This is a genomic window from Amycolatopsis sp., assembly GCF_035276945.1.
GTDB lineage: Bacteria > Actinomycetota > Actinomycetes > Mycobacteriales > Pseudonocardiaceae > Amycolatopsis_E.
On sequence record NZ_DATELF010000051.1, the window covers coordinates 142910 to 166261 of the forward strand.

A 23352-nucleotide genomic window follows, 5' to 3' on the forward strand; every position below is an offset into this window, starting at 1 on the left:
GGACGTGATCGTGGTGGGTGGTGAGGCACTGGTCGACCTGGTGCCCGGCGAATCCATAATGGACACCGGCCTGACCGGCCTGGTGCCCCGGCTCGGCGGCGGACCGTACAACGTGGCGCTGGCGGCGGGCAGGCTCGGCGTGCCGGCGGCGTTCCTGTCGCGGATTTCCCGTGACCGGTTCGGCCAGGCGCTGCGCGAGCGGCTCGCGGCTTCGGGAGTCGACCTCTCGCTGGTGCAGCCCGGGGACGAGCCCACCACGCTGGCCGTGGTCTTGCTAGACGGGCGGGGCACCGCGAGCTACACCTTCTACACCGCCGGTACGGCCGACCGGCTTTTCGCCGACCCCGGCCCGCTGCCCGAAGAGGTGTCCGTGCTGTCGCTGGGCACCCTCGGCATGGTCCTGGAGCCCGGCGCGAGCGCGTACGAGGCGGTGTTGCGGCGGGAGGCCGCCCGTGGCGTGCTGACCGCGCTCGATCCGAACATCCGGGCCGATCTGATCGCCGACCCCGCCGCCTACCGTGCGCGGTTCGCCTCCTGGCTGAGCGATGTCCGGCTGCTGAAACTGTCCGACGACGACGCCGCGTGGCTGTCCGGGGGTGCCGATCCGGTCACCGCGGTCAAGGGCTGGCTCGACGCGGGCGTGGACGCGGTGGTGCTGACGCGCGGTGCCGAGGGCGTCACTGTCCACACCGGATCGGCCGAGCTCGGGGTGCCCGCGGCACCGGCCAGGGTGGCCGACACCATCGGCGCCGGCGACACCGTGCAGGGTGCCCTGCTGGCCTGGCTGCACCAGCGAAATGTGCGGCAACTCACCGAAATCGACCTGGACGGCTGGCGGGAGGCGCTCACCTTCGCGGTCCGGGCGGCGGCGATCACGGTGTCCCGGAGCGGGGCGGAGCCGCCCACGGCGGCGGAACTGATGTGAACCTGATCTCTAGCGCTTTGCGCTACGTAACACAGTGGCTGCGCGAAGGCCCGTGTTTCGACTAGCGTGAGAACTGCATTCATACCCCAGCGGGGCGGTGTGCGCTCCAGGCCCAATTCATGGTCACGAGCGAACGAAGAGGCTGCCTGTGCGACCTGCAGGCGCCGCCGGCCCGTGTGACCCGTGAGAGGGACTGGAATGTCCGACGCGACTGCGGCGTCCGGTGGCACGGTAACGCTCCGCCTGCCGACCGGCGAACACGAGCTGAAGGTGGTCAACGCCGTCGAGGGCGCTCCCGGCATCGAACTGGGGAAGCTGCTGGCGTCCACCGGGCACATCACCTACGACCCCGGGTTCGTCAACACCGGGTCCACGTCGTCGGCCATCACCTACATCGACGGTGACGCGGGCGTCCTGCGCTACCGGGGCTACCCCATCGAGCAGTTGGCCGAGCGCTCCACCTTCATCGAGGTCTCCTACCTGCTCATCTACGGCGAGCTGCCGACCAGGGCACAGCTGGACGACTTCACCCAGAAGATCAGCAGGCACACGCTGCTGCACGAGGACCTGAAGCGCTTCTTCGACGGCTTCCCCCGCGACGCGCACCCGATGCCGGTGCTTTCCAGCGCCGTGTCCGCGCTGTCGACCTTCTACCAGGACACGCTCAACCCGTTCGACGAGCCGAACGTGGAACTGTCGACCATCCGCCTGCTGGCCAAGGTGCCGACGCTGGCCGCCTACGCGTACAAGAAGTCGATCGGCCAGCCGTTTTTGTACCCGGACAACTCGCTCGGCCTGGTCGAGAACTTCCTGCGGATGACCTTCGGCCTGCCCGCCGAGCCCTACGAGGTGGACCCGGACGTGGCCAAGGCGCTCGACCTGCTGTTCATCCTGCACGCCGACCACGAGCAGAACTGCTCGACCTCGACGGTGCGGCTGGTCGGCTCGTCGGAGGCGAACCTGTTCGCCAGCATTGCCGCGGGCATCATGGCCCTGTTCGGTCCGTTGCACGGCGGGGCGAACAGCGCGGTGCTGGAAATGCTCGAAGGCATCAAGGCCGACGGTGGCGATGTGAACCAGTTCGTCAACCGCGTGAAGAACAAGGAAAAGGGCGTCCGGCTGATGGGCTTCGGGCACCGGGTCTACAAGAACTACGACCCGCGCGCCAAGATCATCAAGCACACGGCCGACCGGATCCTCGGCAAGCTCGGAGTGAGCGACCAGTTGCTCGACATCGCGAAGGAGCTCGAGGAGACCGCGCTTTCCGACGACTACTTCGTCGAGCGCAAGCTTTACCCCAATGTGGACTTCTACACGGGCCTGATCTACCGCGCACTCGGTTTCCCGACGAAGTTCTTCACCGTGCTGTTCGCGCTCGGCAGGCTGCCCGGCTGGATCGCGCACTGGCGCGAGATGATCCAGGACCCGGCCACCAAGATCGGCCGCCCGCGGCAGATCTACACCGGCGAAAAGGAACGCGACTACCTGTCCCTCTCCGAGCGCTGAGCCGGGCCGCGGGTAGGTCACCTTCCTTGGTGGCCTACCCGCGCAGCGCGGTGCTCAGGTTGAGGCGGGTGCCGGTGTGCAGGACGCCGTTGCGGTAGACGCGGCCCGCGACGGCGGTCAGCAGTGCTCCCGTGGCAAGGGTCAGCACCAGCGACAGCGCCACCTCCCAGCCGGCCGCCGCACCTGCCGCCATCCTGCCCGGCATCAGGATCGGCGAGTACAACGGGATGAGGGAAAGCGCTTTCGCGGTGCCGCCCTCCGGATTCTGGAGCAGGAAGTTGAAGCCCGCCAGGAATCCGACCATCAACACCATCGTGACCGGGGTGAGCACCGAAGCCGAGTCCTCCTGCCGGGACACCAGTGAACCGGCGGCCGCGTAAACCGTGGCATAAAGGAAGAATCCGAGCAGGTACCACAGGATTCCCCAGCCGATGGTGCTCGCCGCGACACCGGTCAGGGTCAGCACCCCGGTCGCCGTCGCCATCGCCAGCCCGGCGCCGGCCAGGATCGCCAGCTGCGTCAGCCCGACCAGGCCGAGCCCGAGTATCTTGCCCAGCATCAACTGCCACGGCCGCACCGTGGCCAGCAGGATCTCCACCACCCGGCTGGCCTTCTCCTCGACCACGCCCTGCGCGACGGACGCCCCGTAGGTCTGGATGCCGAAGTACAGCAGGAACACCATGACCATCCCGATGGCCATCCGCTGGCCCCGGCCGGGGTCCGGGGGCTCCAGGGTGCTGACCGAGACGGTCGCGGCCGACACCTCGCGCATCACCTGCGCCGGATCCAGGTCGGCCTCGACGAGCTTGGCGTTGAGCACCTGTTGCCCCGAGATCCCGTTGAGCATCGCGCGCAGTTCCTGGCCCAGTTCGGACTTGACCAGCACGTGCAGATCGGCCGCGCTACCGGACAGCAGCGCGTCCAGGTCACCCGAACCGATTTGTTGGCGGCCCTGTTCGGGGCCGGCCACCATGATGGTCTCGACGTGTTTGCCGATCTGCGCGCCGTCGGCTTCGAGTTCCGCGGCGACGCCGATGGCCTGGCCGGTCAGGCCGATCTTCACCTTGTCCCGCTGGGCGGTCAGGGTGGTCTGGAGCAGCAGGTAACCGGCCAGCACGACCAGGATCACGACCGTACCCACGACGAAGCCCCGCGTGCGGAGCCGGGCGTTCACTTCGCGTCTGGCGATCAGGCGGACCGCCCGCGGTGCCGCGATTCTCACGGTCACTGTCCGTCCCCCGTCACGTAGCCGCGAAACACGTCGACAAGCGGCCTTCCGGAACCGGCGGTCAGTCCGGAGATCGTGCCGCAGGCGATCATCCGTCCATTTTGGATAATTCCGACCCGGTCGCAGAGCCGTTCGACGAGGTCGAGCTGATGGCTGGAGAACAGCACGGGCACACCGGTGGCCGCCTGCTCCCGCAGTACCTCGCCCATCAGGTCGACGCCGAGCGGATCGAGCCCGGAGAACGGCTCGTCGAGCACGAGCACCGTCGGCTCGTGCACCAGCGCGGCCGCGAGCTGGACGCGTTGCCGGTTGCCGAGGCTGAGCTTGGCCACCTCGTCGGTGCGGTGCCGGCTCAGCTCCAACCGGCTGATCAGGTTCTCCGCGTTCTTGTGCGCCGCGTTCGGGTGCAGGCCGTGCAGTTCCGCGAGGTACACCAACTGGTCGAGCACCTTCATTTTCGGATAGAGCCCGCGTTCCTCCGGCAGGTAACCGATTCGCGTGCGCGTTTCGTGGGTTACGGGTTCGGTTCCGACCCGGACCGCACCGGAATCGGGCGCCACCACGCCGAGCACGATGCGCATGGTCGTGGTCTTGCCCGCGCCGTTGCCGCCGACGAAACCGAACAGCTCGCCGGCGCCGACCTCGAACGAGACCTCGTCGATGGCGACCTTGTCACCGTAGCGTTTGGACACTCGATCGATGGTCAGAGTATTATCAGACAACGGAATCCTCCGGATCGTCGTCGGGCAAGGTCCGGCCGAGAATGATCGCGGGGACCGAGCTGCCGACCATGTACAGTGCGGAGACCATCGCCGCGCCGCGGAACGCCTGTCGGGCTGCCGGCCGATCGCGATCAAGTGGAAGATGGCGATCGTCATCGACGGGATGAGGCTCGGATAGCCGAGGTAACTCACCCGGTGGCGCCATTCGCGTTCGCGCTCGTCGAGCATAATGGAGAACGAACCGCTCATTCTTCCGGTAAGCACGCGCAGCGGTGCGAAGAGAATCATCCAGAGCACCCAGCCGCCGCACCACAGCGCGAAGAACCACGTCAGATGGCCGGGCCTCAGTGTCGCCGCGCCGGCGATCATGGCCAGGTTGGCGATGACGAGGACGCCGGTGAGCGCGCGGCGACGCCGCCGCGTGCGCAAGCCGGGCAACTGCCGCGCTCGCCTGTGTTCGCGTTCCGAGCCTGGCTTGGCAGCGTTCCCATACCGAAGTCAGGTTCATCGGGTCCCCTCGCCGTAGACCTGCGTGGAAAGTGGTGCGAACGGCTTGCGGTTGAACACGGCCTCGACCGGCAGGCCGAACACCTCGCAGATGCGGAACGCCAGGTCGAGGCTGGGGTAGTGGTCGCCTCGCTCGAGCGCGCCGATGGTCTGCGGGTTGACCTCGACCGCCTCGGCCAGCGCCGCGCGGCTCATCCCTCGTTCGGCCCGCAGCACGGCGAGGCGGTTGTGGATCGGTAGCTCCTCACCGCGTCTCACCGGACTCACACAACAGATCCTTGCAAAAACACAACGATGTGGCAAGATCGTACAACGATCGCATGGAAAACCTGGGGGTCAGGGGCGGAGAGCGGCGTCCAGTTGGTGGGCGAACTCGGCGAGGAGAGCCCCGGCGTCGACGTCGGCGGTGGCCGCGCGCAGCGAAAGCACGAAGGACTGCACCATCAGCAGGATCGCGCGGGCCTGGGCGCGTGGGTGGCCGGCACGGATGGAGCCGTCCTTCCGGCCGGTTTCCAGCAGCGCGGAGATCACCTGCTCGCCGAACCGTTGCGTGCGGCCGAGCCGTGCCACCACGTGTGGGAGCAGGACGCCGGAGTCCTTGTCGAGCACGGTGCGCATCAGCGGATCGGCGTTGAGCAACCGCACGGCGGCCACGGCACTGCGGGTCAGCCGTTCGCGCGCGGTCGGCGCGGTGGCGCCCTCGGTGTCCGCCTGGCGCAGCACCGCGCCGAACTCCCGGGTCGTCAGGGCGGCGAGAACGCTCCGCACGTCCGGGAACCGGCGGTACAGGGTCATGCGGCTGACCTTGGCGGTCCGTGCGATCTCGGCGAGGGTGGTGCGGCGCAGGCCTACCGCGAGCACGCATTCCCGCGCGGCATCGAGCAGAACCTCGTTGGAGACGCGGGTGGCCGTCTGCCGCGCCCGGGCGCTCGCCAGCGCGCTGGATGCGCGTGCGGATTCGCGTGCACTCGGCGAAGGAGAGCCGGATGATGAGGAGTCGTATCGCTGGAAAGCGGTGTGACTGTCATCAGCCATTTGTCACACTGTAGCCGTTTACCGGCATTGCCGACCACCGTGCCCTTTTCTGTTCTTTCAGGCGCGAGATATTAGACGATCATGATCCCGAGGCCGTTGTGAGGGCGCGGAAAGATCCGGCCGACCCCTACCACGGGATCGGCCGGAGGCGGCTGGAGTCCGATCAGCCGAATTCGACGACGCTGCGGAGAACCTCGCCCTTGTGCATCCGCTCGAAGGCGTGCTCGACGCCGTCGACGGCGATCCGCTCGGTGACGAACTTGTCCAGCGGCAGCCTGCCCTGCAGGTACAGGTCGACCAGCATGGGAAAGTCACGCGAGGGCAGGCAGTCGCCGTACCAGGAGGACTTCAGTGAGCCGCCGCGCGAGAAGAAGTCGACGAGCGGCATGTCGTCCAGGCGCATGTCCGGCGTCGGCACGCCGACCAGCACCACGGTGCCCGCCAGGTCGCGACCGTAGAACGCCTGCTTCCAGGTTTCCGGCCGGCCGACCGCGTCGATCACCACGTCCGCGCCGAAGGAGCCGGTGAGGTCCTGGATGGCCTCCACCACCTCGTCCTGACCGCGGCCGCGCGAGTTGAACGTGTGGGTGGCGCCGAAGTCCTTGGCCCACTCGAGCTTCCGGTCGTCGGTGTCGATCGCGATGATCGTGCGTGCGCCGGCCAGGTACGCCCCCGCGATGGCCGCGTCACCGACCCCGCCGCAGCCGATGACCGCGACCGTGTCGCCGCGCGTCACGGCGCCGGTGTTGATCGCCGCGCCGATCCCGGCCATCACGCCGCAGCCGAGCAGTCCGGCGACCGCGGGTTCGGCCTCGGGGTCGACCTTCGTGCACTGTCCGGCGTGCACGAGCGTCTTGTCCAGGAACGCCCCGATGCCCAGCGCCGGGCTGAGCGCGGTGCCGTCCGCCAGGGTCATCGGCTGGGACGCGTTGAAGGTCGAGAAGCAGTACCACGGGCGGCCGCGCTCGCAGGCCCGGCAGGTGCCGCACACCGCGCGCCAGTTGAGGATGACGAAGTCACCGGGTGCCACGTGGGTGACGCCCTCGCCCACCTGCTCCACGTAACCGGCGGCCTCATGCCCCAGCAGGAACGGGTACTCGTCGTTGATGCCGCCGTCGCGGTAGTGCATGTCGGTGTGGCAGACCCCGCAGGCCTTCACCGACACCACCGCTTCGCCCGGGCCAGGATCGGGCACGATCACCGTTTCCAGCGAGACCGGTTCGCCCTTGGCCCGGGAAACGACCCCCTGCACTTCGTGCGGCATCTGTACCCACCTTCCTCGTGTCAAGACCCAGAGCAGCTTGCCACGAAACACGAAAATCGCGATAGTGGCCTAAGTCTCAGCCGCGCTACCGGGCCTCTCAAGTCGGCTTTCATTGAGTGAAAGCCGCTCCCCCTCAGGGGGTGATGAGGTAGACGATTCCGCCGGGGCCACCCGCCACCGAGCCGGACGCGGTGTAACGCTTCGTGCGCAGCCAAATCTTTTCGAACTGCGCGCGCTTGTAGACGGTGCGTACGCTGGCGTCGCTGTTGGACGCCGGGTCGTTGACGATCACGTCCCCGTTCTTGGTGAACCCGATGACCACCATGATGTGGCCGGCGGTGCCGTATCCCGCCCCGTCCAGCTCGTCGGCCAGGAACGACTGCGAAGTGATCACCGGGATGCCCCGGGCGATGTAGTCCTCGATGTCGTTGAGCGAGTGCAGCCGCGTGATGTGGCCGCGCAACCCGAACTCCGCCGCATAGGCGGTGTTGAAGGGCCAGTTGCCGGTGCCTTCGTAGGCGTAGTCATAGGTGTAACGGGCCGCGTAGTCCACCGTGCGGTCCGGGTAGTCGGCCGGAATCCACGACAGATCCGCCTCGCGCGGGCGGCGGCCCCAGTACTCGACCACCATTTCGGTCGAGGTCGGGCTGCACCAGTTCTCGCCGCCACCGCCGTACTCCGGGAAGTGTCCTTTGTGGATGTTCTGCGCGTACGCCGGGACCGGCAGTTCGATGCCGGATGCCCGGCCCGGCCCGGACGCCGGCACCTCGAAGCGGTCTGGGATGTTGGAGGTCATCGCGCCGATCTGGGTGACGACCGGGGTGACGAAGCTGCCCGCCTCGCGGTAGAGGCTGACCCGCAGCCGGTAGGAGCGCAGCGTGACGCCGGGCTTCGTGACCAGCGTGTCCACATCCACCATGGCGTTCGTGTCGTCCTGCCCATTGACGCTGGTGCGCTGGATGTCCGTGTCGCCGCTGGCCCACCGGCCCATCACGTACCACGCCGTCCGCTCGCCGGTGCCGGTCCGGCCCTGCGCCTCAACCTGGAGCCAGGTCTTCGCCGGGGTGCGCGCGTTCCAGGACGCGATCAGCTGGGTCGCGTCGAACCCCGGCCGCCACACCGGTGACGTCCACTGCGCGTACTCGTAGGTCCTGCCTTCGTAGGAGACGCTGCCGGCGGGCCTGCCGATCCGCAGCCCGCCCGGCGTGGCGAATTCGTGGTAGTCGACGGGCGCGTCCTGGGGGTGCCCGGTGCGCGCCTCGGCGGGTGGAGCGGTCACCGTCGCCATCATCGCGACGGCGAGCAGGGTGAGCAAGCGGCGAGTCATCGAGGAATTTTCACGCAAAAAGCGATTGGTGTAAACCTCTGGCGCACCGCTCAGCTCAGGGGGTTGACGATCAACAGCTCCGTGTTGTGGTCAACGGCCTCGCCGACCCGGCCGAGGTTGACGTGGATGTCGTTGTACGACAGCTCCCGATACAGCGAGGCGAGCGCGGTGGATGAGGCGTCCCCGTAGTCGGCGGCGTAGGGCGCTTCGGCCTCGATGAGGGTCGTGAACAGCGACAAGGTGCCGTCGGCGTTGTCGGCGACCTCGATGATCCTGGCGTGCTGCGGGAAGTCGACATGCGAAGCGGTGTTGATCTCCCAGAAGCCCTGTGCCGGGGTCTTGCCGGGGTGCGGCGTGATCTTGTTGCGGTGGGTGTGCCCGTTCACCCAGGCCAGCACGTTCGGGAAGCGGTTGAGCAGTGCCACGAACGCGTCGCCGGTCAGCCGCGGTTCCAGCGGGTGCCGGTAGTCCGGGAGGACGTTGCCCATCGTGCCCGACGTGTGGTGGCTGAACAGGATGAACAGCTCGTCGCCGACCTGCTGGCGCACCTTGTTCCCCCACCCGTCGTAGTAGGTGGAGCTGGCGCGCCGCAGGGTCCGCTCGACCCACAGGTACTGGCCGAGCCCGATCGAGCCGTCCGCGAAACCGGCCAGCGTGGTGGTGTCGAGGCTGATCCCGGTGATTCCGGGCGCGATGCGGAAGGTGTAGTGGACGTCGGTGCCGTCGGCGTTGGCCTCGGTGAAGCCGTGGCCCACCGGTCCGGGGCCGGTGTTGGCCGCCGCGAGGTGTGCCCGAACGAATTCCGCCGTGGTGAACGGTTTCCGGCGCTCGTCCGGCGTGACCTCGCGGACCACCCCGCCGCTGAACAGTTCCTCGACGGGGATGTTCGCGCCCGGGGTGTTGATCGTCGCGGCCAGCTTCCGTTGGCTGCTCTCGTCCTTGCCGATGATCTTGTAACGGCCGGTGTAGAGGTTTTCGATGCCCGGAATACCTTCCGGCAGCGATCCGGAGACGCTGTCGTCATGGTTGCCGAACGTGCAGTACCAGGGAATGTCCAGGCCCGGCGAGACGAAAGTGGCGCCGGCCGCGGTGAGCAGGCCGGGGATCTCCGGGAAGCCCTTGGCGGTGTAGTCGTCACCGGGCAGTGGTTTGTCCGGGTTCCAGAACACCGGTGAGCCGGAGGACTGCACGCCTTCGTAGCGGCGCGGGTCGCCCGAACTGGGCGTGATCGTGCCGCCGTTGAGGATGCCGAGGAACCAGTCGAGTTCGATGTGTTCGTGGTTGTCGGTGTTGTCGCCGGTGGTCATGACGAAGTCGAACGCGCGGCCGGTGAACGGCCCTTCCCGCAGGCTGTTCACCCGCCTGACCAGCGCGGCGGTCGCCACCGGGCCGAGTGTCTCTTGTGGACGATGGGCGGGGCTGACCAACGGATGCAGGTACTCGAACCGGGCCGGGCTTTCGGCGTCCGTCACGTGCAGGTCGGTGAACTGGACGAACGAGGTGAGCGCGGTGCGCCGGTCGTCACGACCGGTGCGCCCGGCGACCAGTTCCTCGCGGACCACCAGTGGCCAACCCGGCCCTTTCGTCAGCCGGGTGTACCCGGTTCCCGTGGTCACCGGGGTGGCGACCGTGTCCAGCGTCGTCCCCGCCGGGTTGACGGCTCGCGCGGACGCGTTCGCGCGCGGCGCGCCCACCACGAACCCCAGCCCGGTCACCCCGACGGCCACCACGAACCCACGTCTCGACAGCTCGCTCATGCCGCCCGAGGGTAGCGGGACAGTGAAGGATTGTCGGTTTGGTTGGAGAATTTGTCAGTTTTTGTTCAAGAACGCGGACGGCCGTTGTCCATCAGAAATGAGTCACGTCGAGTTTGCCCTCGATGTTCCACGCGCGCAGGCGCTTCTTGTCGAACTTGCCGACGCTGGTCTTGGGCACCTCGTCGATGAACGTCCAGTGTTCCGGCAGCTGCCACCTGGCGACCTTGCCGGTCAGGAACTCGCGCAGCTCCCCGGCACTGACCTGCTTGCCCTCGCGTGGCACGACCGCGACGAGCGGGCGTTCGTCCCACTTCTCGTCGGGCACCCCGATCACCGCCGCCTCGGCCACCGAGGGATGGCTCATCACCAGGTTCTCCAGCTCCACCGAGGAAATCCATTCGCCGCCGGACTTGATCACGTCCTTGGCGCGGTCGGTCAGGGTGAGGAAGCCGTCCGGGCTGATGTTGCCCACGTCCCCGGTGCGCAACCAGCCGTCGTGGAACTTCTCCGGATCGACCTCGGCGCCGCCGTAGTACGACGCCGCGACCCACGGCCCCTGCACCTCCAGCTCGCCGACCGCCTCGTTGTCCCACGGCAGTTCCTCGCCGGAGTCGCCGATCAGGCGGGCGCGCACCGAGGCGGGGAACCGGCCCTGCGTGTACCGGTACGCCCAGGCCTGCTCGCCGGCGGCCTCGGCGGGCGGGTGGGCCACGCTGCCCAGTGGGGAGGTCTCGGTCATGCCCCAGGCGTGCAGGATCGGCACCCCGTAGCGGTCTTCGAAGGTGTGCATCAGCGACGGCGGGCAGGCCGAGCCGCCCACGACGACCTCGCGCAGGTGTGAGATGTCCTGCGGGTTCGCCTCCAGATGCTGCAGCAGGCCCTGCCAGATGGTCGGCACCGCGCCGGCGAACGTCGGCTTCTCCTCGGCCAGCAGCTGCGCGATCGGAGCGGGCTGCAGGAACCGGTCGGGCAGCACCAGCGACGCGCCGACCATCATCGCCGCATACGGCAGGCCCCAGGCCATCGCGTGGAACATCGGCACGATCGCCAGCGCCCGGTCGGACTGGGCCAGCCGCATGCTGTCGGTCATGCACACCTGCATCGAGTGCAGCCAGATCGACCGGTGCGAGTACGCCACGCCCTTGGGGTCGCCGGTGGTCCCGGACGTATAGCACATCGCGGCCGCCGAGCGCTCGTCCACCGCGGGCCAGTCGAAGGTGTCCGGCTGCGCGGCGAGCAGTTCGTCGTAGGAGTGCACCTCGACACCACCGGGCGCCTCCAGCGCGGCCGCGTCACCGTTGGCCACGACGACGTGCCTCACCGTTTTCATCGCCGGCAACTGCTTGGCCAGCAGCGGCACCAAGGTGCCGTCGACCAGCACGACCTGGTCCTCGGCGTGGTTGGCCACGTAGACCAGCTGCTCGGGGAACAGCCGGATGTTGAGCGTGTGCAGCACCGCGCCCATCGCCGGGACCGCGAGGTACGCGGCGAGATGTTCGGCGTTGTTCCACATGAACGTGCCCACTCGCTGGTCACCCGTGATGCCCAGGCCACGCAGCGCGTTGGCCAGCCTGGCCGCGTGCCGCCCCAGCTCACCGTACGTTTCCCGGCGGCTCCCCGAGCCGGTCCAGGTGACCACTTCGGCAGCCGCATGGACCCTGCTGCCATGGCGGAGCAGATTGGCGAGGGAGAGCTGACCGTCTTGCATCGTGCTCAACATGGTGGACTCCCAGGGTTCGACGGTGAACGCACAGTTGCGGAAACTGTAGAGCCGAACGGTTCAGGAAATAAGAGGGTTCCTGACCGGGCTCACGACCCCTCGACCGGGCGAGAGCCTGCGTGTCGGTTTCGCGGCATCGGCCCAGGTGGCGTTTACTGGGGCCGTGGACCAGACGGCCTGGCCAGCGCTTGCTCGTGCAAGCATCAGCTGGGTGCCCGGCCGTCGCCGCGAAGGCGGATATCCGACACAGGAAGGACAAGTACGTTGGCTCTGCCTACGTTGACCCCGGAGCAGCGTGCGGAAGCACTGGCCAAGGCGGCCGAGGCGCGCAAGGCTCGATCCGAGCTACTCGCGTCGATCAAGTCCGGCCAGCAGAGCATCGACAAGGTGCTCGCCAAGGCCAAGGAAGACAAGACCATCGGCAAGACGAAGGTCACCCAGTTGCTGAAGGCCGTCCCGGGCCTCGGCGCGGTCAAGGTCGCGGCCCTGCTCGAGCAGACCGGCATCGACCCGGACCGGCGTGCCGCAGGACTCGGCGAGCGGCAGCGCGAAGCCCTCATCGACGCTCTCAAGTAGGTTCGATACCCGTGTTTTCCCTGGTCAAAGGCCTCTGAGTGGAAAGTGTTGCACAGGCAACACTTTCCACTCACGACCGGCCCCGGCAATGCCGCCGGGGGCAGAATGGCCTCATGGATGCCGGTGAGCTGCTCGCGCGATACGTCCCCGGTGACTTCTTCTTCACCACCCAGCGGCACACGATCGTCGGCTCCGGCTCCCGTCACACCTTCACCGGCACCGACGCTGTCACGCTGAGCGAAGCGGTCGCGGCCGCGCTGGCCGAGGACCCGCGAGGGCTCGCGGTCGGCGTGCTCCCGTTCGAAACGCACAGCGTGCCGGGACACGTTGTCCTGCCGGAGACGTCGCGGATCAGCGGTCCTGTGCGCGTCGGGTCGCGGAAGACCATCGCCCCACCTGCCGAAGTGCGTGCCGTACCCGAACCGGTTCGGCACGTCGAGGCCGTCGCCCGGGCGGTCAAGGCGCTGGGCGAGCGCGGGATGCGCAAGGTCGTCCTCGCCAGGGCGCTGGACCTCGACTTCGACTCCGACGTTTCGCCGCAGGCCGTGCTGCACAACCTGATCAGCGACGGCGCCGGCGGGTACATCTTCGCCGCCGGGCTGCCGAACGGCCGGACCCTCACCGGTGCCAGCCCCGAGCTGCTGCTCTCCCGAACCGGCACGCGGGTGGTGTCCCATCCGCACGCCGGGTCCGCGCCCCGCTCGGGCGATCCGGTCACCGACCGCGAGAACGCCGAGAGCCTCGCGTCGTCTCGCAAGGACCATGTCGAGCACGCTGTGTTGACCGAGGCCATCGTGGAGACACTGCGCCCGTTCTGCCGCCGTCTCGACGTGCCCCGCTCACCTTCGCTGGTCTCCACGCCCACCATGTGGCACCTCGGCACGGTCGTCAGCGGCGACCTGATCGACCGTGACGTCACCGCGTTGCGGCTCGCCGCCGCCCTGCATCCCACCCCGGCGATCTGCGGCTCGCCGACGGAAGAGGCCCGTCGGCTGGTCGCCGAGCTGGAGCCGTTCGACCGCGGCTACTACGCGGGCACGGTCGGGTGGATGGACGCCCGCGGCGACGGCGAGTGGGCCGTATCGATCCGGTGCGCGGAGGCGGGGCAGCGGTCGCTGCGGCTGTACGCGGGCGGGGGGATCGTCCCGGCGTCCGACCCGAAGGCCGAGCTCGACGAGACCTCCGCGAAGTTCCAGACCCTCCTGCGCGCGATGGGCCTGGAACTCTAGGGCGAGGGCGGGCCTCACTCTCTCGACGGTTCCCAGCGACGCTCGGTCACCTTGATTTCGTCGGCGGCGAGGATCGCGACGGCGGCGCGGTAGCCGTCGCCGGGTTCGAGGTCGGCGAGTTGGGTCGTTTCGGGAGCGAGCGAACTGTCCGCGGAGGCGACGAGCCGGGCGGGTTCTCCCGGCCCGGACAGCGTGATGCTCTGCAACGGGATCTTCAGCCCCCGCCCGGTCGCCTTCATCAGCGCCTCCTTGCGGGTCCAGTACCGGAAGAACGCCCGCACGCGTTCCTCCGCGCCGAGGCCGGCCAGGTCCTGCTGCTCGGTTTCGTTGAGGGCGTAGGAGATCAGCGAGTCGGCCGCCTTGCGGTCGGCCGTTTCCACGTCCAGGCCGACCGGGGCTTCGCTGGTGACGGCGAGGCCGATCCGCTGGCCGGAGTGGGAGATCGAGAACGTGACCCCGTCGATCCGGGGCCTGCCGTGCGGCTTACCGCAGTCGTCGCAGGTCGCGTCGAACGTCACGGATTCCGGTGCGCGGCCGAGCAGTTCCCCGACGACGGTCTTCGCCAGCACCCGCCCGGTCAGGAACCGGCGGCGGTCGATCTCCTGGCGGTAGGCCTGGTACCGGCCCTGCTCGAGGGAGTCCAGCAGTTCCAGGTACCGCGGTTCCGCCGTCAGCGGGACGGCCCACCAAACTCCGCATTCGATCACCGTTCCAACCTACCTCGACCGCACGGGGAAATCCGCGTAAGTGAGCCGAACTGGGCTGCGACGAGGCAGTTACCGATCCCGCGCCGTCCCACGGAATCCCTGTTACTCGACGAGGGGGATTTCGAAGGCGCGGGGAGGAGCTGAATCGCCCGAAGCCGCGGTCGGCCGAGTTGCTGTCGTGCCGAGGGGTTCACTGATGTGCTTGTGTAATTTTCAAGGAGTCGGTAGCGTGGACTAAGCGAGCGCTTAGTCCGCGGCGGCTCCTGGGAGGTTTCATGGTCGACTTCAGCCTGAACACCGAAGAGCGTGAAGTACGTGACTGGGTGCGCACCTTCGTTGAGCGTGAGCTTGTGCCCCTCGAACCGGAGGTGCTCCGGCGCGAGCGCCGCGGCGCCGCGGGCCTGACCGGGGACGAGCTCAGGGAACTGCAGCTCAAGGCGAAGGAATCCGGGTTCTGGGGCGTGCAGACGCCGGAGGAATACGGTGGCATGGGTTTGTCCGCGGTGATGACCGCGCTGCTGGAAGCCGAGCTGGGCAAGACCTTCGTGCCGTTCCGGTTCGGCGGTGCCGTGGACAACATTCTCTTCTACGCCAACGAAGAGCAGAAACAGTGTTACCTGTTGCCGACCATCGCCGGCGAGCGCAGGTCGTGCTTCGCCATCACCGAGCCGGGCGCGGGATCGGACGCCAAGGCCATCCGCACCTCGGCCCGCAAGGACGGCTCCGACTGGATCATCAACGGGGAGAAGACCTTCATCACCGGCGGCAACGAGGCCGACTTCGTGATGGTCTTCGCGGTGACCGATCCCGGGAAGGGCGCCAACGGTGGGGTGAGCTGTTTCCTGGTCGACCGCGACATGGGCTGGAAGTCCGAGTACATCGACACCATGGGCCAATGGGGTCCCGCGTCACTGGTCTTCCAGGACGTGCGGGTGCCCGAGACGCAGATCCTCGGCGAGTTGGGCGGGGGTTTCGCCCTCGCCATGCAGTGGATCGGGCGTGGCCGGTACCTGCTGCCCGCGCGCGCGATCGGCTCGTGCGAGCGGCTGATCTCGATGGCGATCGAGCACGCCAACACGCGGGAGACCTTCGGCGCGCCGATCGCCTCCCGCCAGGCGATCCAGTGGATGATCGCCGACTCGGGGGTCGAACTCGAGGCGCTGCGCTGGCTCGTGCTGCACGCGGCCTGGCAGGTGGACTCGGGTATGGACTCCCGGCACGCGCAGTCCATTGCGAAGCTCTACGGCGGGCAGAAGGCGAACGAGATCGTCGACCGGGTGCTCCAGATCCACGGCGGCATGGGTTACACCCGGGAACTGCCGATCGAGCGCTGGTACCGCGAACTGCGCCTGCTGCGCATTTACGAGGGCACCGACGAGATCCAGCGGCGCACCATCGCCCGGAACCTGCTCAAGGGTCACGCGAAGGTCACCGGCGCGCTGGGCTGAAGAAGGTTTGGGGCACCCCGGGAAGACACAGCGGACGGCCGGAGCGCGGTGGCCATGGCGTTTCGCGCCGGCCACCCCGCCTGGTCGTCACTTACTTTCTCGAGTATTTCCGCTGATTCCGCGCGTCAGCTTTGAGAACGCGCGCGGAGGGCCAGTGGGGCCCCGGCCAGGTCCTCCTCGTTGCAGAGGAGTTTCAGGTCGTAGTAGGGGGCGCCCTCACGGTCGTCGTAGTCGAGGTGAATGGCGAGCACGTCCAGTGGCTCGCCGAGCCATTCCTGTGCCGAGCGAAGCCAGGTCGCACAGCGCTCCAACGCGGCGGCGAGATCGTCGTCGCGGAATTCCACCGGGCGGTAGGGAACGTCCTGTACACCGTCCCGAGGGTTTGTCGGCACCGGCAACTCCGGTGCGAGACCCGAGTCGTCCAGTTCCAGATGGATCGTTTGCTCAGTCACCCTCCGAGGGTCCCTCAATTGCGCGGTCCGGCGCAAGGGACACACGGCGAATCCCCAGCTAGAGCGTCCTCTTCCACACCGTCGATACCACTTCCCTGGCCCGCTGGACAGGAAAAGAGAAATCGTTTTCCGGACCGCCGAGCATACGTAGTGCCAACCGGGCGTAGTGCGTGGCCAGTTGCTCCAGCGACAGCGGACCGCGCGGCGAGTACCACCTCGTCACGCCGTTGCACATGTCGAGTAGCGCCAGCCTGGTGACCACCGGTTCCGCATCCTGAAAGACTCCGGCGCGGATGCCGTCGGAGATCGTTTCGGTCCACAGCAGCTCGTATTCGTCGCGCAGTGAAACGATCCGACGCCTCACCGTAGGCGAGAGCACGTGCACCTCGTGGTCCACCACCCGGGTTTCCGCCGGCTGGGTGGCATGGGTGAGCACATGGAGCGCGACCAGTCCGGCCAGCCGGTCTCGAGGGTCTTCGCCGGTGAGGCCGCGGGCCGCGCGCAACAGCCGCGCCAAGCACTCGCGCATGACGTCGGCGAGGAGATCCTCCTTGGTACCCATGTAGTGGTAGAGGCTCGCCGACGAGATCTTGGCCGCCTGCGCCAGATCCCGGATCCCGGTCCCGTGAAAGCCCTTGTCCGCGAACAGTTTGATCGCGGCCCGCCGTATCCGTTGCTCGGTGGTCAGCGCCACGTCCCGCGCACCCGGTCATAGCTGGGCAGGCCGGACTTCCGCAGTTCGCCCTTGGCGACCCGTTCCGACGGCGTCAGCGGCAGGGAATCCGCGATCGTCCAGTACCTCGGCACCTTGAAGTAGGCGAGTTTGGTGGCGCAGAACTCGGCGAGCTCGTCCGGGCCGGTTTCGGCGTCCAGCACGACGAACGCCTTGACCTCCTCGCCCCGCAACTCGTCCGGCTCCGCCACGACCGCCGCCAGCCGGACGGCGGGATGCAGGAGCAGCGCCCGTTCGACTTCGTCCGCCGAGATGTTCTCGCCACTGCGGCGGATCATGTCCTTCGTGCGCCCGATGTAGAAGACGCGGCCGCGTACGTCCATCGTGGCCAGGTCGCCGGTGTGGAACCAGCCGTTGGAGAAGATTCGAGCGGTGGCTTCGGGATCGTCGTGGTAGCCGTGCATCATGCCGATCCCGCGCAGTACGAGTTCGCCGGTCTCACCCCGTGGCACCGGCTGCCCCGACTCGTCGACGATCATCGCTTCCCGGTCGCGGGTCGGCGTGCCGACGCAGCCCGTCCCGACCAGCTCGTCATGGTCCATTTCGGACACTCTAAGATCGCCACCGGTCTCGGTCATGCCGAACGCCTCGAACCATGGCACGCCCCAGCGCTTTTCCAGTTCCGCATGGAGGTCTCGCGGGATGGCCGAAGCGCTGATCGCGCGCACGTGATGTTCGCGATCCCGCGGGGATTCCGGCTGGCGCAGTAACAACGTGGGCATCAGGCCCAGGCAGTAGAACCAGGTGACCCGGTGTTCGCGGATCTTCGCCCAGAACGTCGAGGGGTGGAACCGGTCGAGGACGACCAGCGTGGCGCCGGAGGAGAGTCCCAGTACGACATTCCATTGTGGATCGATGTAGTGGAACGGCTGGGCGGTCAGGATGGTGTCGTCCGCGGAAATCGCCGGGAAGTCCGTCACCAGGCCGCGGGCCAGGGTCAACCAATAGCGGTGCGGGAGGACGCAACCCTTCGGGACCCCCGTCGTGCCCGAGGTGTACTGGATGTTGACCGGCTGCTCGCCGAAGACCCTCGTTTCGGCCGGCTTCCCGGCGTGCGCGTGAAGTTCGTCAGCGGTGAGGACACGCTCCAGCTTCGTGCCGGGCGCGATCCGGGTCAGCAGATCGACGAACTCCCGCGCGGCCACGGCGAACCGTGCGCCGGAGTGACGCAGCACGTGGGCGCCATCCAGTTCGCGGTAGTTGACGTTCACCGGCACCAGCACCGCGCCCAGTTTCGCCAGCGCGAGCCAGAGCAACGGGAACTCCGGCTGGTTGCGCAGCATCACCGCGACCGCCTCGCCCCGCTCGAGCCCGAGTCCGGCCAGCGCGGCGGCCAGGCGGGTGCTCTGCCGGTCGATGTCGGTGAAGGTGAAGCGCGTGCCCGTCTCGTCGAAGATCCAGGCGTCGGCGTCCGGCCACAGTTCGGCGGCGCGCCGGACCAGGGTCACCAGGTCGTCAACCTCCTCGAGCCTGGTCATCCGCGGTTCCGGAATGCCTGGGCGGACTCGGCGACCTCCGGGGAGTGCTCGGTGATCAAGGCGTGGCTGACTTCGAGTTCCAGCGCGGCCTCCAACTCGATCGACGCGTCGAGCGCGCGCTTGGCGAGTGTGGCGCCGGGCTGGCCGGCGAGCTTCCTGGCCCAGGTCATCGCGGCCTCCTCCAGGTCCGGCACGACCGCGTTGACCAGGCCGAGGCGCTCGGCCGTCGCCGCGTCCACCCGCTCGCCGAGCAGCAGCAACTCCTTGGCCTTCAGCGGGCCGACCAGGAGCGGTAGCAGCCGTGACGCGCCGCCGGTCACGCTGAGCCCGAGCCCCGCTTCGGGAAAGGCGAACACGGCGTCCTCGGCGGCCAGCACCAGGTCGCAGCCGATGGCGAATTCGGCACCCGCGCCGATCGCGTAGCCGTGCACCGCGGCGACGACGGGTTGCGGCAGAGCACGCAGGCGGCGCGTCACTTCCTGCAGCCGGTCCAGCCTCGCCCGCGAGTCACCCGGCGGCGTCGGCTCCTTGAGGTCATGACCGGCGCAGAACGCGCGGCCCCGCCCGGCCAGCACGACCGAGCCCGCGCCGGAACCCGCCACGTGGTCGAGTGCCGCCAGCAGGTCCTCGACCAGCACCGGCGCGACCGCGTTCAGCCGCTCGGGCCGGTTCAGCCAGACCCTGGCCACCCCGCCTTCCCATGCCACTTCCACCGAACCCATGCTGACCAGCCTATCCGACCCAATCGATCGATCGATAGCCCGCGAGTCCACCTCTCCCGCCAGGCGAGTCGGCCTTTCGCGACCCGCGAGTCCGGCTTTCGTGTCGGGCGAGTCCGGCTTTCGGGACGGGCGAGTCGGGCTTTCGTGTCGGGTGAGTCGGGCTCCCGCGTCGAGTGAGTCCGGCTTTCGCGTCGGGCGGTCCACGTTGACGGAGGCCCGCTTCGCTGGTCCCGTTCTCGCCACATGGACACGTTTCGGCTGTTCAGCGGGCTGCACCAAGATGATCTCCTGGGTATCACCGCAGGTCAGCAGCTCAGGTGCGGAATACCCGGCTAGTGTCTGCTTTGTGCGTGTTGATGCCGTCTTCGAGAACGCGCGGGTGTTGAGTGGGCAGTCGTGGACCTCGGCGGTCGCGATGCTGCATGGCCGGGTCGTCGCCCTGGGAGAGGACGCCGAGGCGCTTTCCGCTCGCCGGCGGGTCGACCTCGGCGGGTCCGTCGTGGTGCCTGGATTCCACGACGCGCACAACCACATGGTCTGGTTCGGCAGGGGCCTCGACGAGGTGGCGCTGGGCGAGTGCAAGCACGTCGACGAGGTGTACGCGGCGATCGCCGAACGCGCGGCCGAGGTGCCCGAGGGCGGCTGGATCGTGGGGAGCGGCTACGACCAGAACCGGCTGGTCGGCGGCCATCCCACCCGGCACGGACTGGACCGGGCCGCCCCGGGACGGCTGGTCCAGCTCAAGCACACCTCGGGCCACATGTGCGTGGTCAGTTCGACCCTGCTCGACCAGTTGGATCTGGCGAACGTGCCCGTGGGCGGTGACGTCGTGCTCGACGCCGACGGCTCGCCGACGGGGCTCCTGCGCGAGCAGGCCCAGCTGCTGCTGCGCCCGCTGATCTACCCGACGCCGGTGGACACCGTCGTCCGGGCGATCGACCGGGCAAGCGAGGTTTACCTGTCCGAGGGCATCACCAGCGTGCAGGAGGCCGGAATCGGCGGCGGGCTGATCGGCCGGACGCCGGTCGAGGTCGCGGCTTACCAGCGTGCCCGGGACTCCGGCGTGCTGCGCGTGCGCACCACGTTGATGGTCTCCTCCGCCGTCCTGCACGACCTCCCCGACGGCTCGGGTTTCGGCCTCGATCTCGGCCTGCGCACCGGACTCGGTGACGAGTGGCTCCGGATCGGACCGATGAAGCTGTTCGCGGACGGCTCCCTGATCGGGCGCACGGCCGCGATGCACAAGGATTTCACCGGTGAGACGGGCAATCGCGGCTACTTCCAGTTGCCCGAGGAGGAGTTGGCGGAGACGGTTCTCCGCGCGCACGCGGCAGGCTGGCAGATCGCCACGCACGCCATCGGCGACCGGGCGATTTCGACGGTCCTGGACGCCTACGAGGCGGCGCTGAAGGCTCATCCCCGAGCCGATCACCGTCACCGTATCGAACACTGCGCCGTTCTGCCGCCCGCCGGGCTCGCCCGGATCGCCGCCCTGGGCCTCGTTCCGGTGCCGCAGGGACGGTTCATCAGCGAGATCGGTGACGGCATGCGGGCCGCGTTGGGACCGTCGCGGGAGGACTGGTGCTACCGACTAAAGTCCTTTTTGGACGCCGGATGTGTACTGCCCGGCAGTTCGGACCGCCCGGTGGTCAGCGGAGCTCCGCTGCTCGGGCTCGCCGACATGGTCCGTCGCCGCACGTCGGGTGGTCACCTGCTGGGTCCTGCCGAGCGTCTTTCGCCCGCGCAAGCCCTTCACGCGTACACGCTGGGCTCGGCCTACGCGACCTTCCGTGAGCACGACCTCGGCACCCTGGAGGTCGGCAAGCTCGCCGACTTCGCCGTGCTGTCGGCGGATCCGACCACTGAGTCCACTTTGGATGAGGCGCGGGTGCTGGCGACGGCGATCGGCGGAGAGTTGGTCTACCAGGCTTCGTAAGCCGGACTCGCGTATCGGGTAAGCCGGACTCGCGTGTCGTGTGGGCTGGACTCGCGTGTCGGGTAAGCCGGACTCGCGTGTCGGGTAAGCCGGACTCGGGTGTCGGGGTAGGGGGACTCGCGGGTCACCTGGGTGAGGTAGTGGCGGTCGCCTGTCGTGGGTGAACGGCGGGTGCGGAAGGGATTTTCGACCGTACCGTGGAGGCAGCCGGGGCGCCGTTGTCGAGCAGCGTTGTCGAGCAGAGCGGGGAAACGAAATTGACCGGCCAACCGGAAGCCAGCACCGCGGGCCAGGACACCCCGGCCGCACAGGTGGCCGAACTGGTGGTCAAGGCCGCCGAACTGCTCGGGTCGCAGGATCCCGAGCCGGCATCCGCCGAGGCGTTCACCAACCTGCTCGGCGCGACGCTGGGTGTGCGCTCCGTTGAGGTGGCCGACCGGCGGGTCGCGGACCGGCGGGTCGGGGACCGGCGCGGCCGGGCGCAGGTGGCCATCCCGATCCAGCGTCAGGAGGAGCGCCGAGAGGGCCAACGGCGGCGGGGTGAGCGCCGGGCCGCGTTGCCCGGCGAACTCGTCGTGGAACTCGCCGAGTCGGGAGACCGGGAATGGCAGGGCGAAGAGCACCGGCGACGCCTGGAGTCCGCGCTCGCGGTGATCACGGCGGCGATCGGGCCGGCCGGCCCGGAGCTTCCCGCCGACAGCGCCATCACGCAACTGCTCCGCAACACGAGGCTGGTCATCCTGCGGCTCGGCGAGAACGGTGCCGCGGTGCTGTCCGAGGCGGTGACGCCGGTGCTCGGCTATCCACCCAAACTCGGGCTGGCGCCGCTGTCGATCGTCGATCCCCGTGACCGGCCCGCCGCGCTGCGCGCCTACGCGCTGACCCGTACCGGTCTGCGTAAACAGTCCACTGTGGAGCTACGGGTGCGGACGGCGGCCGACGACACCGTTGTGCTGGAAACGGTGTTCGTCGATCTGACCGGCGTGCCGGGCCTGCGGTCGGTGGTGGCCTACGGCATCGATGTCACCCGCCAGTACTCCGGGCGCGCGCGGCTTCGCGAGGTGATCACGGGGCTCGAAGGCGCGGCGATGGTCACCGACGAGCGGGGCGAGCTGGTTCTGGCCAACGGGGCGTTCGGCCGGGAGTTCGGCACCCCGGCCGACCGTGAGGTCGCGCTACGGGCGGTCGCCGCCCAGTGCCGCGCCCCGGACGCGGTCCACCATCGCCTGACCGACCTCGCGTCCCGGAGGCAACCCTCCACCGAGCGGCTTGACCTGGCCGACGGGCGGACGCTGGAACTCGGGTTTCGCCCGCTTTCCGACGGCGCGACCGAGCTCGGTACGGTTTGGCTGTTCACCGTGCACCCGGCCGGAACGGCGGGCAGGCAAAACGATCTGCTGACGACGGTTTCGCACGAGCTCCGGACCTCGCTCACCGCGCTGCTGGGCTTCGGGCAGTTGCTCGCCGACGTGCGTCTGGGTCAGCTCAACGACACCCAGCGGTCGGCGCTGGACGTCATCACCGGCAACGCCGAGCGGCTGCTGCGGCTGGTGGACAACCTGTTGCTGCTCAACCGGCTCGAAAACCGGCAGCTACCGCTGAAGTCCGACGAGGTCGACGTGCCCGAACTGGTCCATGCCGCCCTCGCCGAGCGTGGGCTCGAAGCCGATTCGCGCCGCGTGGAGATCGTGTGCGACACGCGTACCGGGCCACCGTTGCGCGGCGATACCGAGCTGCTGCGCCAGGTCCTGGGCAACGCGCTGGGCAACGCGCTGAAATTCGGTGACGCGGGTGACCTGGTCCGCGTCACCGCCGAGTTCAGCGAAGGCGTGTGGATCATCGAGATCACCGATCCGGGCATCGGGACGCCATCGGCCGAACTGCGGCGAGCGACCCGCCGTGACGTCCGGCCACTCCCGGCCGGGGTGCCGCGCGCCGGGATCTCGGGTGGCGGGCTCGGCCTGGCCGTTTCCCGCGCGGTGGTCGAACTGCACGGCGGCGACCTGCGCGTCGACAGCGTGCCCGGCGCGGGCACGACCGTACGGATCGAGCTGCCGGTGACGAGGTGACCGGCGAACGA

The 23352-nt window shown here is 68.6% G+C and carries 19 protein-coding genes and 1 pseudogene; 7 read left to right on the forward strand and 13 right to left on the reverse strand.

Features of this window, described 5'->3' with window-relative positions; translation table 11 throughout:
- The first annotated feature begins 4 nt into the window (after positions 1-4).
- Together VJT49_RS08935 and VJT49_RS08940 are read left to right on the forward strand one after the other, a co-directional pair.
- Positions 5-925, forward strand: coding sequence for a carbohydrate kinase (locus VJT49_RS08935; RefSeq protein WP_324164251.1), 921 nt, complete (start codon positions 5-7; stop codon positions 923-925).
- Positions 926-1123: 198 nt separating this feature from the next.
- Positions 1124-2431, forward strand: a complete 1308-nt coding sequence (locus VJT49_RS08940; protein ID WP_324164252.1) for a citrate synthase — start codon at positions 1124-1126, stop codon at positions 2429-2431.
- A gap of 34 nt (positions 2432-2465) precedes the next feature.
- Here the strand turns inward: VJT49_RS08940 and VJT49_RS08945 are convergent, their stop codons facing one another.
- From VJT49_RS08945 to VJT49_RS08980, 8 genes and pseudogenes are all read right to left on the reverse strand, one after another.
- Positions 2466-3659 (reverse strand): ABC transporter permease, encoded by a 1194-nt coding sequence (locus tag VJT49_RS08945; protein WP_414635879.1) that lies wholly within the window; start codon positions 3657-3659, stop codon positions 2466-2468.
- A gap of 35 nt (positions 3660-3694) precedes the next feature.
- Positions 3695-4381 (reverse strand): annotated as a pseudogene (locus tag VJT49_RS08950) (ABC transporter ATP-binding protein); the annotation flags it as partial.
- Positions 4382-4885: 504 nt separating this feature from the next.
- The gene (locus VJT49_RS08955) at positions 4886-5155 is read right to left on the reverse strand and encodes a helix-turn-helix transcriptional regulator (RefSeq protein ID WP_324164253.1); all 270 of its coding nucleotides are present in this window, start codon (positions 5153-5155) and stop codon (positions 4886-4888) included.
- A 69-nt stretch (positions 5156-5224) separates the two neighbouring features.
- On the reverse strand, positions 5225-5923 hold the full coding sequence (locus tag VJT49_RS08960) for a TetR/AcrR family transcriptional regulator (RefSeq protein ID WP_324164254.1): 699 nt from the start codon (positions 5921-5923) through the stop codon (positions 5225-5227).
- 163 nt (positions 5924-6086) lie between these two features.
- Entirely contained in the window at positions 6087-7187 is a 1101-nt protein-coding gene (locus VJT49_RS08965; RefSeq protein ID WP_324164255.1) for an S-(hydroxymethyl)mycothiol dehydrogenase, read from the reverse strand.
- A gap of 133 nt (positions 7188-7320) precedes the next feature.
- The gene (locus tag VJT49_RS08970) at positions 7321-8514 is read right to left on the reverse strand and encodes a C39 family peptidase (protein WP_324164256.1); all 1194 of its coding nucleotides are present in this window, start codon (positions 8512-8514) and stop codon (positions 7321-7323) included.
- A gap of 50 nt (positions 8515-8564) precedes the next feature.
- Positions 8565-10271 carry a TIGR03767 family metallophosphoesterase gene (locus tag VJT49_RS08975; RefSeq protein WP_324164257.1) on the reverse strand — a complete coding sequence of 569 codons (1707 nt, stop codon included), beginning with the start codon at positions 10269-10271 and terminating at the stop codon, positions 8565-8567.
- Positions 10272-10362: 91 nt separating this feature from the next.
- Complete coding sequence (locus VJT49_RS08980; protein WP_324164258.1) at positions 10363-11991, reverse strand: long-chain fatty acid--CoA ligase; 1629 nt, start codon at positions 11989-11991, stop codon at positions 10363-10365.
- A gap of 264 nt (positions 11992-12255) precedes the next feature.
- Between VJT49_RS08980 and mihF the strand changes: the two genes are divergently transcribed.
- Entirely contained in the window at positions 12256-12567 is a 312-nt protein-coding gene (gene mihF / locus VJT49_RS08985) for an integration host factor, actinobacterial type (protein ID WP_324164259.1), read from the forward strand.
- Between the two features lie 113 nt (positions 12568-12680).
- Entirely contained in the window at positions 12681-13796 is a 1116-nt protein-coding gene (locus VJT49_RS08990; RefSeq protein ID WP_324164260.1) for an isochorismate synthase, read from the forward strand.
- Positions 13797-13810: 14 nt separating this feature from the next.
- Here the strand turns inward: VJT49_RS08990 and VJT49_RS08995 are convergent, their stop codons facing one another.
- A complete protein-coding gene (locus VJT49_RS08995; RefSeq protein ID WP_324164261.1) occupies positions 13811-14503 on the reverse strand; it encodes a 4'-phosphopantetheinyl transferase family protein in 693 nt (230 codons plus the stop codon).
- Positions 14504-14778: 275 nt separating this feature from the next.
- Here VJT49_RS08995 and VJT49_RS09000 point away from each other — a divergent pair, with 275 nt between their 5' ends.
- Positions 14779-15951, forward strand: coding sequence for an acyl-CoA dehydrogenase family protein (locus VJT49_RS09000; RefSeq protein WP_324164262.1), 1173 nt, complete (start codon positions 14779-14781; stop codon positions 15949-15951).
- 125 nt (positions 15952-16076) lie between these two features.
- Here VJT49_RS09000 and VJT49_RS09005 read toward each other — a convergent pair whose 3' ends face one another.
- From VJT49_RS09005 to VJT49_RS09020, 4 genes are read right to left on the reverse strand one after another with little or no spacing between them, the layout of a single operon-like run.
- Positions 16077-16403, reverse strand: coding sequence for a hypothetical protein (locus VJT49_RS09005; RefSeq protein WP_324164263.1), 327 nt, complete (start codon positions 16401-16403; stop codon positions 16077-16079).
- A gap of 58 nt (positions 16404-16461) precedes the next feature.
- Positions 16462-17097, reverse strand: a complete 636-nt coding sequence (locus VJT49_RS09010; protein ID WP_324164264.1) for a TetR/AcrR family transcriptional regulator — start codon at positions 17095-17097, stop codon at positions 16462-16464.
- Positions 17088-18614 (reverse strand): AMP-binding protein, encoded by a 1527-nt coding sequence (locus VJT49_RS09015; protein WP_324164265.1) that lies wholly within the window; start codon positions 18612-18614, stop codon positions 17088-17090. The genes VJT49_RS09010 and VJT49_RS09015 overlap by 10 nt, the downstream gene beginning before the upstream one ends.
- On the reverse strand, positions 18611-19336 hold the full coding sequence (locus VJT49_RS09020; RefSeq protein WP_324164266.1) for an enoyl-CoA hydratase/isomerase family protein: 726 nt from the start codon (positions 19334-19336) through the stop codon (positions 18611-18613). The genes VJT49_RS09015 and VJT49_RS09020 overlap by 4 nt, the downstream gene beginning before the upstream one ends.
- A gap of 346 nt (positions 19337-19682) precedes the next feature.
- Here VJT49_RS09020 and VJT49_RS09025 point away from each other — a divergent pair, with 346 nt between their 5' ends.
- Both VJT49_RS09025 and VJT49_RS09030 read left to right on the forward strand, forming a co-directional pair.
- Positions 19683-21272: an amidohydrolase gene (locus VJT49_RS09025; RefSeq protein ID WP_324164267.1), complete on the forward strand. Its 1590-nt coding sequence runs from the start codon at positions 19683-19685 to the stop codon at positions 21270-21272.
- A 257-nt stretch (positions 21273-21529) separates the two neighbouring features.
- Positions 21530-23341: a sensor histidine kinase gene (locus tag VJT49_RS09030; RefSeq protein ID WP_324164268.1), complete on the forward strand. Its 1812-nt coding sequence runs from the start codon at positions 21530-21532 to the stop codon at positions 23339-23341.
- Positions 23342-23352 lie beyond the last annotated feature (11 nt).